The organism is Flavobacterium humi (assembly GCF_004745595.1).
Lineage (GTDB): Bacteria > Bacteroidota > Bacteroidia > Flavobacteriales > Flavobacteriaceae > Flavobacterium > Flavobacterium humi.
In genome coordinates, this window is sequence record NZ_SRLH01000001.1 from 551,488 (window position 1) to 566,943 (window position 15,456).

Genomic DNA, 15,456 nt, shown 5'->3' on the forward strand with positions numbered 1-15,456 from the left:
TCATTTGCAATGAAAACCATATTCTTACAATCCATTTTCATATTGGCGCTGATATTTTTGGTTCCAAACCCGGCAATGGCGCAAAAAAGCAATCAAAAGGCAATAATCAAGACTACTTTACATTGTGATCATTGCAAACAATGTGAAACATGCGGGTTAAAATTCAATACGGAAATGCTCAAGATAAAAGGAGTGAGAATGTATGAGCTTGATGATGCCAAAATGACTTTTACGATTTATTTCAATCCGAAGAAAACCAACTTGCAAGAAATCAGGATAGCCATTTCAAAGCTGGGCTACGATGCCGATGAGGTAAAAGCCGACCCAAAAGCGTACGAAAGTTTAGATGGCTGTTGTAAAGCATAAACGATGGAACACAAACATACATACGATGCACAGGGCAAACAGCTTTGCTGCACCGAAGAGGGAAAAATCTACACCAAGGCCGGTGCCAAAGAGTTACTCCAGGAAGACGGCTGTTGTACTGCCAAGCATACAAAACACGCAGGGCATTCGCATGACGACGGCCACAATCATGACCATACGGAAGCAGGAAATCCTTTCAAAATGTTCCTGCCGCCTGTTATCTCTTTGGCTTTATTGTTACTCGCTATAAGTTTTGACCATTACTTCACCCCTGCCTGGTTTACGGGATGGATAAGGACAGCTTGGTATGTAATAGCGTATGTCCCTGTGGGTTTCCCAGTCATTAAGGAAGCTTTCGAAAGCATCCGCAACGGTGAGTTCTTTTCCGAATTCCTATTGATGGTCATTGCCACTGTCGGGGCGTTTGGCATCGGCGAATACCCAGAAGCGGTAGCCGTAATGCTTTTTTATGCCGTAGGCGAAGTATTCCAGACCTTAGCCGTTACAAGAGCCAAGGCAAACATCAAATCCTTATTGGACCAACGCCCGGATGAAGTGACTATCCTTGTTGGAGATGCTATGCAAACCATCAAAGCCGAAGAGGCTAAAATTGGCGATATCATCCAATTGAAAGCAGGCGAAAAATTAGGTTTGGATGGAGAATTGGTATCCGATACCGCTTCGTTCAACACTGCGGCCCTGACCGGGGAAAGCAAACCGGACACAAAAGTAAAAGGGAATGCGGTTTTGGCCGGAATGATCAACCTCAATACGGTTTCCCGGGTAAAAGTAACCACTGCTTACACCGATAGCAAGCTTTCTAAAATTTTAGAATTGGTGCAGAACGCTACCACGCAAAAAGCCCCAACAGAATTATTCATCCGGAAATTTGCCCGGATTTATACACCAATTGTAGTATTCCTGGCGGTTTTCATCGCCTTCCTACCCTATTTCTTTGTAAAGGATTATCTCTTTTCAACCTGGTTGTACCGGGCTTTGGTATTCCTGGTTATTTCGTGCCCATGTGCTTTGGTCATCTCAATCCCATTGGGTTATTTCGGGGGGATTGGTGCGGCAAGCCGGAACGGGATCTTATTCAAGGGAAGTAATTTCCTGGATGCCATCGCCACCGTGCAAAATATTGTGATGGATAAAACCGGGACCATGACCGAAGGTGTCTTTAGTGTACAGGAAGTTGTTTTTGACAAACAATTTGACGAAAAAGAAATCCTGCAAATGGTCAACGCCCTGGAAAGCCAAAGTACGCATCCCGTAGCGACAGCCATACATGAATTTATAGGCAAAACAGATACTTCCATCAAACTTGAAAATGTGACAGAAATCCCGGGGCTAGGATTACAAGCAACCGTTAACGGGAAAAACCTGTTGGTGGGCAATTTCAAGCTGATGGATGCCTTTTCCATTCCTTATGGCATTAATCCCGATTCAATAGTGTATACGCTCATTGCAGTTGCCTATGGAGATACGTTTGTGGGATACCTGACTATTGCAGATGTTATTAAAGAAGATGCGCTGGAAACCATCGGTAAACTTAAAGCATTGAAGGTAAAAACCACGATGTTAAGCGGCGATAAAAGTACGGTAGTGCGGTTTGTTGCCGGCAAATTAGGTATTCCGGATTCCTTTGGGGACTTGTTACCGGAAGACAAAGTCAATAAAATAAAAGAAATAAAAGCCAAAAATGAGACCGTTGCTTTTGTTGGCGATGGTGTAAACGATGCTCCAGTAGTAGCCCTGAGCCATGTGGGTATTGCCATGGGCGGTTTAGGAAGCGATGCTACCATTGAAACCGCAGATATTGTCATTCAGGATGACAAACCGAGCAAAATCCCGATGGCTATCCGGATTGGGAAAGAAACCAAAAAAATAGTCTGGCAGAACATTGCTTTGGCCTTTGTCGTAAAAGCGGTGGTCCTAATCCTCGGAGCCGGAGGTTTAGCCACGATGTGGGAAGCTGTTTTTGCTGATGTTGGTGTAGCCCTGCTAGCCATCTTAAATGCTGTCAGGATCCAAAGGATGAAATTTTAATTCTCATCTTTAACAGCCCTTGTACTCTTTACAAGGGCTATTTTATTAATCTTTACGCCAGGAAGTGGTAAATCTATTTTAAAATTTTGAAGGCCGGCCGGGCTTATTGGGTATTTTAAATATATTTGTAGAAATATAGTATCATCGCAAACTTTAATATAAACATATCATGACATCATTTCATTGGCTTTTGTTCTTCTTATTATTGCAGGTCATCCACTTTTTAGGGACCTGGAAATTATACGAAGCAGCCGGCAGGAAATCCTGGGAAGCCGCTGTACCGGTTTACAATGCCATCGTTTTAATGAAAATCATCAACCGGCCAACCTGGTGGACCTTACTGCTTTTTATTCCTATAGTAAACCTTATCATGTTCCCTGTTGTTTGGGTGGAAACTATCCGTAGTTTCGGGAAAAATACGGCATTGGATACTTTTTTGGTACTGATTACCTTTGGCTTATACATCTATTACATCAATTACACACAAAAACCGGAATACATCAAAGACCGGAGCCTCAGCCCTAAAAATAAAACAGCCGATACCATAAGCTCATTGCTTTTTGCCATAGTGGTGGCCACGATTGTACACGGATATGCTATACAGCCTTTTAATATTCCTTCTTCTTCTTTGGAAAAATCATTGCTTATCGGTGATTTCCTTTTTGTAAGCAAGATCAATTACGGAGCGCGTCCTCCAATGACGGCTATAGCAGCTCCAATGGTACACGACACCTTGCCTTTACTGAATAAAAAATCATACCTGAGCTGGCCTCAATTGCCGTATTTCAGGCTTCCGGGTTTCCAAAAAATCAAAAACAACGATATTGTCGTGTTCAACTGGCCGAGGGATACTTTGTTCAACATGTACCTTCCGGCTGATAAAAGATACGACAAGCCGGTCGATAAAAAAACCAATTACGTAAAACGCTGCGTGGGGATTCCTGGCGACAGTTTATCGATAAAAGACGGTATTGTTTTCATAAACGGAAAAGAATTGATTTTACCCGAAAGAGCCAAGCCTCAATACTCGTATAAAGTGGCTTACGACGGAAAAACCCCAATCGATTTCCCTGCGTTGCTAAAATCTATGGACATTACCGATCCTGCGGGTTTTCTGGATGATTCCAAAAGAGATACGATATACTTCAAGTCCTTGACTTTTGCCGCAGCGGAACAATTGAGGCACATCCCTGGGATTACAGGCGTAGACAGAATCATAACACCTGGCCCGGAAGACGGTATTTTCCCGGATTTCAAGGATGGAAAACCTTCGGTAAGCAACCATTGGAGTTGTGACAATTACGGCCCTATATACATTCCTGAAGCCGGAAAAACAGTTGCCCTGACCACAAAGACGCTTCCGTTTTATAAATTAATCATTACCGAATACGAAGGGAATACGTTGCGCGAAGACGGAAATGACATTTATATCAACGACAAAAAGGCCACTACATACACCTTCAAACAGAACTATTACTGGATGATGGGAGACAACCGCCATAATTCGCTTGACGCCCGTTATTTTGGCTACACACCTGAAGACCACATTGTCGGGAAACCTGTTTTTATTTGGATGAGCCTCGACCCGAACGAAAAAGGACTTAAGAAAATCCGTTGGGACAGGGTTTTCACGACCGTTGGCGGAGATGGGCAGCCACAATCCTATTTCAAATATTTCCTGATTGTGCTGGCGCTTTATTTCGGCCTGGATTATTTTATAAAGAAACGCAAGCAGAAACAGGCTTAAAAAAATATTGAAAATTCAAAAAAAGCTATAGATTGTCTATAGCTTTTTTTACGCTGAAAATCTACTGGCAAATAAGATATGATCGTTTCTTTGCCTCTCGATTCAATCTCCTTCCACCCAATGGATGGCCTGTACAAATGCATCTTTTTTGAAACCCCGGAATTCGCCAGGAGCCAAATAACTGAAACCATTGGTAAAGGCTATTACTTTATCGGAATCCGAAACGATCGCAGTCCTGTTCCATTTGCCGAAATTCTTAAGACCTAGCAATGCATCCTGGACCCAGGCCCCTGCTGTGAAATTATCAACATCAGTATCCAAAACCAATAAAAAATTAATTTCGTCCAGTTCCTGCACTAATTGCTCCACGGCCGGAAGTACTACTTCTTTATAATCGTCCTGCGTTACTTCTCCTGTTGCCCTGAAAGCGACTACGTTGTCAGGTGCTTTGATTGTTTCTATCATGGTATTGTTGTTAATTTGTTTGATACAAATGTAGCCACTGCTTTTTCTCTATTATTTATAGCATTTGCGTTTAAACTTACAGGATATCTATTTAAATGATGTGGGAATTATATAGCATCAGGTTACAATGCTATAAAACAACATTTGCGCAGCATTCCTAAATTTGAAACAGTAAGGATATAATAAGGATCCCCGGAATTTAAACTAAAAGCCATGTCACTGGTCAAATACAATGAGAAGAGAGATTTTGAGCAAACGGACGAACCGAAAGGCAAAATAGGGAAATCCGAAAGCGAATTGATTTTTGTGGTGCAAAAACATGCCGCTTCCCACCTGCATTATGACTTCCGCCTGGAAATGGAAGGTGTGCTCAAAAGCTGGGCGGTTCCAAAAGGCCCTTCTCTCGACCCTAAAATAAAACGCCTGGCAATGATGGTAGAAGACCATCCTTATAATTACAAGGATTTTGAAGGTATTATCCCTGAAGGGAATTATGGTGCCGGCAATGTGATTGTATGGGACAACGGGACATACCTGCCGGCGGAAGACACCAAAGGAAAACCGGAAAAACAACTGAAAGAAGACCTGCAAAAAGGACGCTTAAGCTTTATCTTGAAAGGCAAAAAGCTTAAAGGGGAATTTTCATTGGTAAAACTCAAAGGCAAACAGGAAAATGCCTGGCTATTAATCAAAAAGGATGACCAATTCGCTTCAGAAAAAGACATTTTGGGCCAAAACAAATCAGTCCTGAGCAAAACCACTTTGGAAGCGATGGCAAAGCAGCAGGAAAAAGCAGCTGGTGTAAAAAAAAAGCCCTGACAAAAACCAAACAACCTGAAAAAGGAACCAAAGCCCGGTTCATAAAACCGATGCTGGCCCATACTGCTGAAAAACCTTTTGACGGCAACGAATGGCTGTTTGAGAATAAATACGACGGCTACCGGGCCATAGCAGTAATCAATCCCGGGGATGTGATGCTGCTCAGCAGGAATAAACTTTCCTTCAACAGCCCTTTCGGCCCCATTGCCGAAGCACTCGGAAAAATGAGCCACACAGCGGTATTGGATGGCGAAATAGTCGTTGAAAATACTGCCGGCCGTTCTGATTTCCAATTGCTGCAAAACTATATTAAATCTGGCAAAGGCATTCTGAAATACTACGTTTTTGATATGATGGCTCTCGACGGGAATGACATCACCCATTTATCATTGCTGGAACGCAAGGAATTGCTGCGGTTGTTATTGCTTCAGGAAAAACCGGCCGGTGTATTCTATTCCGAACACGTATTGCACAAAGGCACGGCATTCTTTAAAAAGGCTGTTACAAACAAAAGCGAAGGCATCATAGCCAAAAAAGCGAATAGCCCATATGCAATTGGCCAAAGGAGCGGCAATTGGCTTAAAATAAAAATTTCACAACAAGAAGAAGCCTTGATCATCGGGATAACGGCACCTAAAAAAAGCCGTCATTATTTTGGAGCGCTGCTATTGGGGCAATATGACGGGAAAGACCTGAAATACATTGGCAAATGCGGGACCGGTTTTACCGAAGTATTATTAAAAGAACTATACGATATGTTCCAGCCTTATTTTACAACAGCATTGCCCCTGGTTCAAAAGCCAGCGCTCCGCGATACCGTCCAATGGATCAGGCCGAAATATGTAGCGCAGGTAAAATTTACCGAATGGACCCAGGACAACCATCTCAGGCATCCGGTTTTTTTAGGGCTGAGAAAAGACAAAACCCCAAAAGAAGTACAGTTTAATGCAACAACAACCACCATGAAAAAACCAGTTCCTACAGCAAAAAGAGAAAATGATTTTGATGTCAAGGCAGGGAAAACAACACTCCATCTTACCAATCAGAATAAAATTTATTTCCCGGATGACGGGATAACCAAAGGGGATGTTGTGGATTATTATATTAAAATAGCAGATTTTATACTGCCGTACCTTAAAAACCGTCCGCAATCGATGAACCGCTTCCCTAACGGTATCAAGGGCCCGAGTTTCTATCAGAAAGACATCGATATTGACAAAACCCCAAGCTGGCTAAAAACCGAAAAAATCTTTTCAGAATCAAACCAGGCAAATATCGATTACCTGATATGTAATGACAAAGCCACACTATTGTACATGGCCAATTTGGGCTGCATTGAAATCAATCCCTGGAATTCCACCCTTAAAAAACCGGATCATCCGGACTGGATAGTCATGGACATCGATCCCGAAAAAAAAGATTTTACCGCTGTGGTAAAGGCCGCTCTTACCGTAAAGGAAGTGATGGACGAACTGGAAACCGATTGCTACTGCAAGACATCCGGAGCTACTGGTTTGCATGTATATATCCCGTTGGGGGCCAAATACCACTACGATACCGTAAAAATACTGGCACAGCTTATTGCACAGGAAGTCCATGCGCGGATACCGGAACTGACGAGCCTTGAACGGAGCATCAAAAAAAGGGAACATAAGATTTACATCGATTACCTGCAAAACAGGAAAGGGCAAACGTTGGCGGCACCTTATTCGGTAAGGCCCAAACCCGGTGCTACGGTATCAACTCCTTTGGAATGGCAGGAAGTAAACGATTTGCTGTCTCCGTCGCAATTTACCATCCATACGATACTGGACCGCTTGGAGCAAAAAGGCGACCTGTGGAAACCTGTTTTGGGAAAAGGGGCTGACGTGGCAAAAATCCTGAAAAAACTGGAAGCCGGGAATAAAAGCTAGGAAGATTTCTTCTTTTTGGTTTCCAGGCTAGCTTTGAGCATTTCCATTAAATCCCCACTCTGTTTGTGTACAACCCTGAGTTTGGGCGCTGCCTGTTTCTTGCCTTTGGCTTTGTCCTTGATGATTTTCAAAAGCTTGGCTGAGTATTCATCCTTGTAACTGGTAATATCGAATTTTTCGGTAAGCTGTTCGATGAGTTTATTGGCCATATCCATTTCTTTCATTTTGGCTTTGGAAACGGGCGGTAACTTGAGTTCGTCGGTGTTCCTGATTTCCTGTTCCCATCGTATCCGGTTGAGTACAATGACTTTTTTATAAGGCTTCAGGATGGCCAGCCCTTCCTTGTTCCGGAGCACAAAACTGGTTACTGCGACTTTTTTGGAAGCTTCCAACGCGTCTCTGAGGAGCGCATACGCGTTCATGGCGCCTTTATCAGGTTCGAGGTAATAGGGTTTTTCATAGTAGATGCTGTCAATTTCGGTTTCTTCGGTAAAACTTAGTATATCGATGGTTTTGGTCTTTACGGCATCAGCAGCTTCGAAATCTTCTTCTTCCAGTATAACGTACTGATCTTCTATTTTATAACCTTTTACAATATCGGTATAGGCGACTTCCTTTCCGGTAGTCTCGTTTACGCGTTTGAATTTTATGGGCGCATTGTCTTTTTTATCGAGCATATCCATATCAAGGGTGCTTTCTTCGACAGCGGAAAATAATTTGATGGGGATATTGATTAGCCCAAAACTGATAGAACCTGTCCATATCGATCTCATAATATTGCAAATTAATGATTGTAAATTTCGTTCAATTTAGCCTATCGGTACTTATAGAATCTTGGCTGTTCGTTATAACATTTCCAGTGTGGTAAGGTCGTATACCATTTTGTATTAGTATATTTGGGCAGTATTTTCAATGGAAAAAATGGACGATTATACCAGTTTCAGGATAACGGTCCCGGAGGCATTCCAGGAGGTTTTCTCACATCTTTATTTTGCTGCCAACCATACCAAGCAGGTCATCAGTAAAACACTGTACCCGAGTTACCAAACCATCATGATTTTTAATTTTGGTGCCAAAGCCTCTTTGGTTTCCCGACAGGGCGCCACAATAGAAATGGATAAATGCCTGCTCCTTGGCCCGATAAAACAGGCTTTTGACTATACATTGCCGGTGGGTTCGGAAATACTGGTGGCTAATTTTAAGGACGACGCCTTTTACCGCTTTTTCGGGAGCGCTGCCTTACCCGGGAACATCCCGTTTGATCCTGACGGCCTGCTCGATGAGAACTGTTTTACCAGCTTATGGCACGAACTGCAGGAAATAGGTACGGTAGCGGAAAAAGCCGATTATGTGTTTCGTTTCTGCCAGCCGTATTTGAAAGACCGGAGCAGTACCTTTGAACCAATTGCCCATTTCAGGGAACAGGACAATGCACAAAGCCCTATCAAGGTTATTGCCGAAGAAAGCAGCCGGACCCAAAGAAGCATACAACTCAACCATAAAAAGTATTTGGGCTACAGCGCTAAAGAAATTAGCCGTTACCATCGTTTCCTAAAGGCCACGGGACTCATCCGGGACTGGGCTTCCGAAGGGACAAAACCGGACTGGCATGACATTATCAGCCAATGCGGTTATTATGACCAGAGCCAGTTTATCCATGACTTTAAGCACTTTATCAACCTTAGCCCGAACCAATACCTGAGATTCCAGCAGGATATCTGTTTTGCAGAACCGGGCTAGCCTTTCGTTTTCTTACAATTTTAGGATAAGTGCCTGTTTTACTTTTGCCTTGTTAATCTTAATAAAAGCAACAAAACATGAAACATCTTATTATTTATGCGCACCCTAATCAGGACAGCCTGAACAACCTTCTAAAACAAACCGTTATCAAAACGCTGGAAGAAGACAAGCACGAATTTGTAATCCGGGATTTATACGAGCTTAATTTTGATCCGATCCTATCCCTGGACGATATGCGCGGGCAAAGAAGCAGGCAGGTCGCGGCCGATATCAGCCGGGAACAGGACTATATTTCCTGGGCGGAAACCATTACCTTCATTTACCCTATCTGGTGGACCGGCATGCCTGCCATCATGAAAGGCTATATTGACCGTGTCATGAGCTACGGTTTCGCTTACCAATATACCCAGGGCGTACAGGAAGGGCTGTTGGGCGGCAAACAAGCCGTGATTATCAACACGCACGGAAAATCGAATGCGGAATACAAAACAACCGGGATGGACCAGGCGTTGGTGCTCACGTCAGACAAAGGCATCTACGATTACTGCGGGCTGGAAATAAAGCAGCATTTGTTCTTTGGCCAGGCAGACAGGGCTTCTTCCGAAAGCATTGAAAACTGGATTACCGAGGTACAATCCGTTTATAAATAGTAGGAGCTTTTTCCTGCTGTACGCTTTATCTTTTTGTCCCGTTCTAAAGAACAACGGGACAAAAAGGATATCGCTGCCATCAGGGCTAGGGGTTTGGCTTTTGGAAGACAAATATGCTATCAGGGCGATACATTCCTAAAAAACTTCCAATCTTTATCTTTAGCTTTGTGAGGAATACAAAAGGCCAAAGCCATTACCTAATAATACACTTTATCACATGACACATACCGATATTATCATCCTGAACTTTGAGGAAATCCGAAGAAGGAGCACAAAACTCTGGACGGCACTAACACCGGAAAATTATTTTTGGCGGCCGGACGTAAAGGCGATGACCTGTATTGAAATGGTACGGCATATCCTGGAAGGAGAACACCTGTTCCATAAAATTGTGGAAAACCGCGGGAACATTGGGGATTATGTTTCTCCCTGGGAAGGCAGGCCGTATACCTCTATCCAGGACGAACTGGGTTTTGCACAGCCGTTCCGCGATATGTTTTTTGAAACCATACGGTCTTTCAGTGCTGATGACCTGAGCAGCATAGAGATTGTCCGCAGCGAAAAAGGGCAACGCAGGAAACTTGGCGACTACCTGCAGCGGATTGCGTACCACGAAGCGGTCCATACGGGACAAATGCTGGCATACTTCAGGACGCTGGGGCTGGATAGGCCTGTAATCTGGGATTAATAGCCTACTGCTGAATGTGCTTGCGGGTATTGATGTATCTGGAAGGACTTGTGTAGGTTTTTGCATGGCTTTGGTATGGAGTAAACAGCTCTTATTATGGATCATATGTAACTAATCAACTATTTAAAAGATGAATTTCTTCAAAAATATTTTCAACAAACCAAAGAAAAAACAACCGGAAGATTACTTTGAAACAACCATAACCGAAAAGTTTGTAAGGGTTGAGCATCCTGAAAGAGAAGCTGAACAAATATTTTGGGAAGATGTTAATGAAATAAAGTTTATAAATACCGACCAAGGGCCATTTGCGCCCGACATTTGGCTGGCATTAATTGGAGAAAACTCCGGTTGCCTGATTCCTCACGGAAGCACAGGCTGTGAAAAAGTGTATGATATCGTTTCAAAGTTTGAAAATTTTAACTTTGAAAATGTAATACGATCAATGTCATCTTGTGCAAATGAAGAATTTGTAGTGTGGAAAAGAACCTAAAATATGATTCAATAAAACCCCTATCTTTAGCAGAAATTAACTGTTTCCTTAATCTTGTATACTATTGCAAAACATTAAAAAACATAAATTAGGGGTAGAATGAATCAAAACACAAGAAGGCAACTGACTCTTTTTTTAGATAAAAAATATACCTCGGAAATTGAAAAAATCCGGAAAAAATACAATCCGGAGCAATTCAGGATCATCCCTTCGCATGTGACATTGTGCCGGGAAGACGAGATTGAAAACATGCCCCGGGTCCTGGAGAATTTAAAAGCTTTGGCTCTGAAGGCAATTACGGTCAACCTTGGTGAAATAGTACGGTTTTCAAATGACAAAGGGGTTTTAATTGCAGCAGGCGAAAACAATTCCGAATACCATCATTTGAGGGAAAAAATCCTGGAAAATACAGGCGCAACCAAACGATTGGCAGCACCGCACATCACATTGATGCACCCCAGGAATTCTTCCTGTACAACCGAAATTTTTGAGGAAATACTAAAAACCGACGTCCCAAAAGCCATCGTTTTTGAAAAGATTTCAATAATCGAACAGATTGGCAACGGAAAATGGAATGTCGTTGGGGAATATGGGATTTAAGTATCTGGTTTAATTTAAATTAAGGAAATGAATATAATTGAAGATGGTATAGGAGGAATAATTTTGAATGCTCTTTGGAAGCTCCTGAAGGTAATCGGAACGTTAATCAGGTGGCCGTTCCTATCTTCAAAATTAAATGTTGAAGAAATCTATCAGCAAAATCTAAGCGGAGTAATTGGCATGGTTTTTCTCGGAGCAGCAATAACTTTTACGTTTTTACTGTCGTAATACAATGACTTAGGGTATATTCACAAACATCAAATAAAGCTTTAAATGAAAAAAATAATAATTGCCCTTTTTTGTATACTGTTTTTATCGTGTAAGGGAAATGATGAAGAAAGAATCCTTATTTACAAACAACTTATAGAGTATCGCGATGAATTAAAAATGAATTCAAAGGAGATGGATTATCTTATTCATACCCAAGCCCAAAAGGATAAATACTATAAAAGGCTTATTGGGAATCAACGCGAAATCTTAGTTGAATACGAAAAAGCTTTTGAGAAACTAAAATTCAAGGAAAGAAATGCCATAATCAAGCTACGCGATTCATTTAACACTGAACGTGAACATCCGCTGTTCCTGCATTTTGATACTTCCGATTATAAGAATGTGTCTGACACTGTTTTTAACCGGTTAATGGAAATTGATTTTTATAAATCAAAAAGACGTTTCCAAGATATGTACTTACTCAAACGTCGTGATCCTATTTAATAGTTATTCCGAAACGGAGTCAAACACTTACTATTTTTCGCTCTTATTACCAAAACCCTACAAATCATCCGGCTCAATATGAATTAACACGTGGCCCAATTGCGGGAGTTCTTTTCGTAAGGTATTCTTGAGCTTATGGGCGATGTCATGCCCTACTTTTACCGAAAGGTCCGCTTTTACGGTAGCATGGAGGTCTACGTGGTATTTGAGGCCGGCTTTGCGGATGTAACACTTTTCGGTATACAGCACGCCTTCTACCGTTACGGAAATGTCCCTTATTTCCTTCACCAGGTCATCGTATAAATGCTCGTCCATTATTTCCCCCAAGGCCGGCCTGAAAATCAGGTAACTGTTGTATAGGATGAAAACCGAGGCCAGTAAGGCAGCCCAATCGTCTGCGGATTCGTACCCTTTCCCAAAATACAAAGCAATTGAAATCCCTACAAACGCAGTAATGGAAGTAATAGCATCGCTCCTGTGGTGCCAGGCATCGGCTTTGAGGGAAGAACTGTTGGTTTCCCTGCTTTTGCGAATGACATACTGGTAAGAAGCTTCTTTCCATAGTATTATCCCTCCCAGGACAAACAGCGTCCATGCTTTAGGCAAATCGTGCGGTGTCTGGATATTGATGATGCTTTCATAGGCTATAACGGTGGCTGATGTGATCAGGAAACCGACCACGAGGAACGTGATCAGCGGTTCAGCCCTGCCGTGCCCATAGGGATGGTTCTCGTCTGCGGGCCTATTCGAATATTTTATCCCGAAGAGTACCAAAAAGGAGGAAAAAATATCGGCCGTGGATTCTATGGCATCGGCGATTAGCGCATAAGAGTTCCCGAAAAAACCGGTAGCCCATTTCAGGATGGCCAAAACGGTATTGCCTAAAATACTGAAATAGGTAGCTTTAATTGCTGTCTGTTCGCTGGAAGTTGATGCCATTCTATAAATTATGTTCCAAGGTTGGGGCAAATTTAGGGATTAATCGGTTGTGTTGGGTACAAAAGATGATGGCGAAATGGCAGTTTGTTTCCAAAAGCGGCAATAATTAGGTTTTGAATGCCTCTGATTTGTCCTTGGCCATACGTTAAAAGGATTTGAAAAAACTTCCAGATCATCTGAAATCAGTAACTTTATATCCGAATTTGTGGAATAACCGGCCAAAAAACAAGCCTCAAGACCGCAACTACCATAATCCGACAAAAATGGACAATCCCCTAACCTATTCCCTTATCAAGCCGGAGTCTTTGCTGGCTGATTTTGTGCATTGTTTTTCTTCGTTGCAGAACCTGTCGGGTTTTGGGGAAGGTGTCATTATCCCCAATGGGAAGATCGATCTGCTTTTTTGCAAAACGGAAGACCATACATTCCAGATCGTACTTATGGGGCTGGAAACCAAACCCAAGCTGATGCCCAAACGGGGTATCGAAGCTTTTTTTGCGATTAGTTTCAATCCTCTTGCATTGGAATACCTTTTGGGCCAAACCACAGCGGCATTTGTAGACAGCGGCAAAGAACTACCCTGCAATTTCTGGGACTTTGCCATAGAAGACCTGGATGATTTTGAAGCATTTTGTAAAAAATCCTCCCAAAAATTATTGTCCTTGTTGCCCAAAACGATTGATGAACGCAAACGCAGGTTGTTTGAACTGGTTTTTGCCGCCGACGGGGAAATAAATGTCAAAGAACTTTCTGAAAAAATAGCCTGGAGCGAACGGCAGATCAACCGATATTTTAACCGGCAATTGGGGATTTCCTTAAAAACGTATTGCAATATCCTTCGCTTCCAGGCTTCGCTGCCTTATATCAAAAAAGGGGAACTTTCGCCACAGCTCAACTTCACCGACCAATCCCACTTCATTAAAGAAATCAAAAAACTCTCGGGTGTTTCGCCTAAAGAACTGTTCAAAAACGAAGATGACCGATTTTTACAATTTTTGGTATATCCCACACCCTAATTTTGCAGCATAAAATTTAAAATTATGCTATTACAGAATAAAAAAATCGCAATTGTTGGTGCTGGCCCTGGAGGGTTGACGCTGGCGAAACTTCTTCAAATGAAAGGTATCGATACCAAAGTATATGAAAGGGATTTCGATAAAAATGCCCGTGTCCAGGGTTCTCCGCTTGACCTTCACGACGATTCGGGACTGGCGGCCCTGCGAAAGGCTGGCTTGCTGGAAGAGTTCAAACAGCATTTTATGGTTGGTGCCGACCGGATGCAGATCATGGATGAGCATGCCAGGATATTCTTCAGTGACCACGATGAGAAACCCGAAGAGGATTTTGGGCATGAACATTTCCGCCCAGAGATTGACAGGGGCGTTTTACGGAAAATATTGCTGGAATCCCTTGCTCCGGAAACAGTGGTTTGGAACAGCCATTTTAGTTCATTGGAAGCTCAAAACGGCGGCTGGCTGCTGCATTTTAAGAACCGTCCTCCGGAATATGCCGATATGGTCATTGGTGCGGATGGAGCCAATTCCAAAATCCGGCCTTATATAACCGATAGCAAAGCTTTTTATTCGGGTGTTACGATGCTGGAAGGTGTTATTTATCAGGCCAGTAAAACGGCTCCAAAGATCAATGCATTGCTCCGGGGCGGCAAGATAATGGCCTTTGGGAATAAAAAAGACCTACTGATGGGACAGAAAGCCAATGGCGAGATCGGGTTTTATGCCAGTTTTAAAACGGAAGAAAATTGGGCTGTAAACAGTGGTTTGGATTATGCTGACAAACAACAGGTACTGGCATGGTTCAAAAAGGAATATCCGGAATGGAGCAGCGTTTGGCATGAATTGTTTGAAAGTGCCGTTGTCCCGTTTATCCCCCGCCCTATTTATTGCATGCCACTGGACCAAACCTGGGAAGCTTTGCCCAACCTGGCCCTACTGGGAGATGCAGCGCATGTAATGCCTCCGTTTGCTGGCGAAGGGGTGAATATGGCCATGCTGGACGCTCTGGAATTGAGCGAAAACCTGACCGGCGGGCAGCACAATACTATGGAGGAAGCAATCGCCTATTATGAAACAAACATGCGCAAAAGAGCTTCACAAAGCGCCCTGGAATCATTGGAAAACGGGGAACGGATGCATTCGGAAAAAGCATTGGATGTTATGCTGGGCTTTTTCTCGAATCCTTGAAAAAATAGTATCATAAGCCATAGGAATAGGAATTCTTTTGTATGGATTAAAAATTAGCATATCTTTGGAAGTATG

The 15,456-nt window shown here is 42.7% G+C and carries 17 protein-coding genes; 14 read left to right on the forward strand and 3 right to left on the reverse strand.

The window, feature by feature from the left end:
* Window positions 1-9: 9 nt before the first annotated feature.
* The 3 genes from E4635_RS02345 to lepB all read left to right on the forward strand — a co-directional run bounded on the left by E4635_RS02345 (window position 10) and on the right by lepB (window position 4,162).
* Window positions 10-366, forward strand: coding sequence for a heavy-metal-associated domain-containing protein (locus tag E4635_RS02345; protein ID WP_135524996.1), 357 nt, complete (start codon window positions 10-12; stop codon window positions 364-366).
* A 3-nt stretch (window positions 367-369) separates the two neighbouring features.
* Window positions 370-2,415, forward strand: coding sequence for a heavy metal translocating P-type ATPase (locus E4635_RS02350; protein ID WP_135524997.1), 2,046 nt, complete (start codon window positions 370-372; stop codon window positions 2,413-2,415).
* 169 nt (window positions 2,416-2,584) lie between these two features.
* Window positions 2,585-4,162, forward strand: coding sequence for a signal peptidase I (gene lepB / locus E4635_RS02355; protein WP_135524998.1), 1,578 nt, complete (start codon window positions 2,585-2,587; stop codon window positions 4,160-4,162).
* Between the two features lie 102 nt (window positions 4,163-4,264).
* Here the strand turns inward: lepB and E4635_RS02360 are convergent, their stop codons facing one another.
* Window positions 4,265-4,627, reverse strand: a complete 363-nt coding sequence (locus E4635_RS02360) for a SpoIIAA family protein (protein WP_135524999.1) — start codon at window positions 4,625-4,627, stop codon at window positions 4,265-4,267.
* 213 nt (window positions 4,628-4,840) lie between these two features.
* Here E4635_RS02360 and E4635_RS02365 point away from each other — a divergent pair, with 213 nt between their 5' ends.
* Both E4635_RS02365 and ligD read left to right on the forward strand, forming a co-directional pair.
* Window positions 4,841-5,446 carry a DNA polymerase ligase N-terminal domain-containing protein gene (locus E4635_RS02365; RefSeq protein ID WP_135525000.1) on the forward strand — a complete coding sequence of 202 codons (606 nt, stop codon included), beginning with the start codon at window positions 4,841-4,843 and terminating at the stop codon, window positions 5,444-5,446.
* 50 nt (window positions 5,447-5,496) lie between these two features.
* Window positions 5,497-7,359, forward strand: a complete 1,863-nt coding sequence (ligD, locus tag E4635_RS02370; RefSeq protein WP_135525001.1) for a DNA ligase D — start codon at window positions 5,497-5,499, stop codon at window positions 7,357-7,359.
* Here ligD and ku read toward each other — a convergent pair.
* Window positions 7,356-8,132 carry a non-homologous end joining protein Ku gene (gene ku, locus E4635_RS02375; RefSeq protein WP_135525002.1) on the reverse strand — a complete coding sequence of 259 codons (777 nt, stop codon included), beginning with the start codon at window positions 8,130-8,132 and terminating at the stop codon, window positions 7,356-7,358. The two genes, ligD and ku, sit on opposite strands and share 4 nt — an antisense overlap.
* A gap of 148 nt (window positions 8,133-8,280) precedes the next feature.
* Between ku and E4635_RS02380 the strand changes: the two genes are divergently transcribed.
* The 7 genes from E4635_RS02380 to E4635_RS02410 all read left to right on the forward strand — a co-directional run bounded on the left by E4635_RS02380 (window position 8,281) and on the right by E4635_RS02410 (window position 12,241).
* Complete coding sequence (locus tag E4635_RS02380) at window positions 8,281-9,099, forward strand: helix-turn-helix domain-containing protein (RefSeq protein ID WP_246020655.1); 819 nt, start codon at window positions 8,281-8,283, stop codon at window positions 9,097-9,099.
* 77 nt (window positions 9,100-9,176) lie between these two features.
* Window positions 9,177-9,749, forward strand: coding sequence for an NAD(P)H-dependent oxidoreductase (locus E4635_RS02385; RefSeq protein WP_135525004.1), 573 nt, complete (start codon window positions 9,177-9,179; stop codon window positions 9,747-9,749).
* Between the two features lie 217 nt (window positions 9,750-9,966).
* Entirely contained in the window at window positions 9,967-10,437 is a 471-nt protein-coding gene (locus E4635_RS02390; RefSeq protein ID WP_135525005.1) for a DinB family protein, read from the forward strand.
* Between the two features lie 130 nt (window positions 10,438-10,567).
* On the forward strand, window positions 10,568-10,927 hold the full coding sequence (locus E4635_RS02395; RefSeq protein WP_135525006.1) for a hypothetical protein: 360 nt from the start codon (window positions 10,568-10,570) through the stop codon (window positions 10,925-10,927).
* A gap of 99 nt (window positions 10,928-11,026) precedes the next feature.
* A complete protein-coding gene (locus tag E4635_RS02400; protein WP_135525007.1) occupies window positions 11,027-11,527 on the forward strand; it encodes a 2'-5' RNA ligase family protein in 501 nt (166 codons plus the stop codon).
* Window positions 11,528-11,554: 27 nt separating this feature from the next.
* On the forward strand, window positions 11,555-11,755 hold the full coding sequence (locus tag E4635_RS02405) for a hypothetical protein (RefSeq protein ID WP_135525008.1): 201 nt from the start codon (window positions 11,555-11,557) through the stop codon (window positions 11,753-11,755).
* Between the two features lie 45 nt (window positions 11,756-11,800).
* The gene (locus E4635_RS02410) at window positions 11,801-12,241 is read left to right on the forward strand and encodes a hypothetical protein (protein ID WP_135525009.1); all 441 of its coding nucleotides are present in this window, start codon (window positions 11,801-11,803) and stop codon (window positions 12,239-12,241) included.
* 57 nt (window positions 12,242-12,298) lie between these two features.
* On the opposite strand, the gene E4635_RS02415 is transcribed toward E4635_RS02410, so the two are convergent.
* Window positions 12,299-13,180: a cation diffusion facilitator family transporter gene (locus E4635_RS02415; protein WP_135525010.1), complete on the reverse strand. Its 882-nt coding sequence runs from the start codon at window positions 13,178-13,180 to the stop codon at window positions 12,299-12,301.
* A gap of 263 nt (window positions 13,181-13,443) precedes the next feature.
* Between E4635_RS02415 and E4635_RS02420 the strand changes: the two genes are divergently transcribed.
* Together E4635_RS02420 and E4635_RS02425 are read left to right on the forward strand one after the other, a co-directional pair.
* Window positions 13,444-14,196, forward strand: a complete 753-nt coding sequence (locus tag E4635_RS02420) for a helix-turn-helix domain-containing protein (RefSeq protein ID WP_135525132.1) — start codon at window positions 13,444-13,446, stop codon at window positions 14,194-14,196.
* A gap of 24 nt (window positions 14,197-14,220) precedes the next feature.
* The gene (locus E4635_RS02425; protein WP_135525011.1) at window positions 14,221-15,381 is read left to right on the forward strand and encodes an FAD-dependent oxidoreductase; all 1,161 of its coding nucleotides are present in this window, start codon (window positions 14,221-14,223) and stop codon (window positions 15,379-15,381) included.
* The last annotated feature ends 75 nt before the right edge of the window (window positions 15,382-15,456 follow it).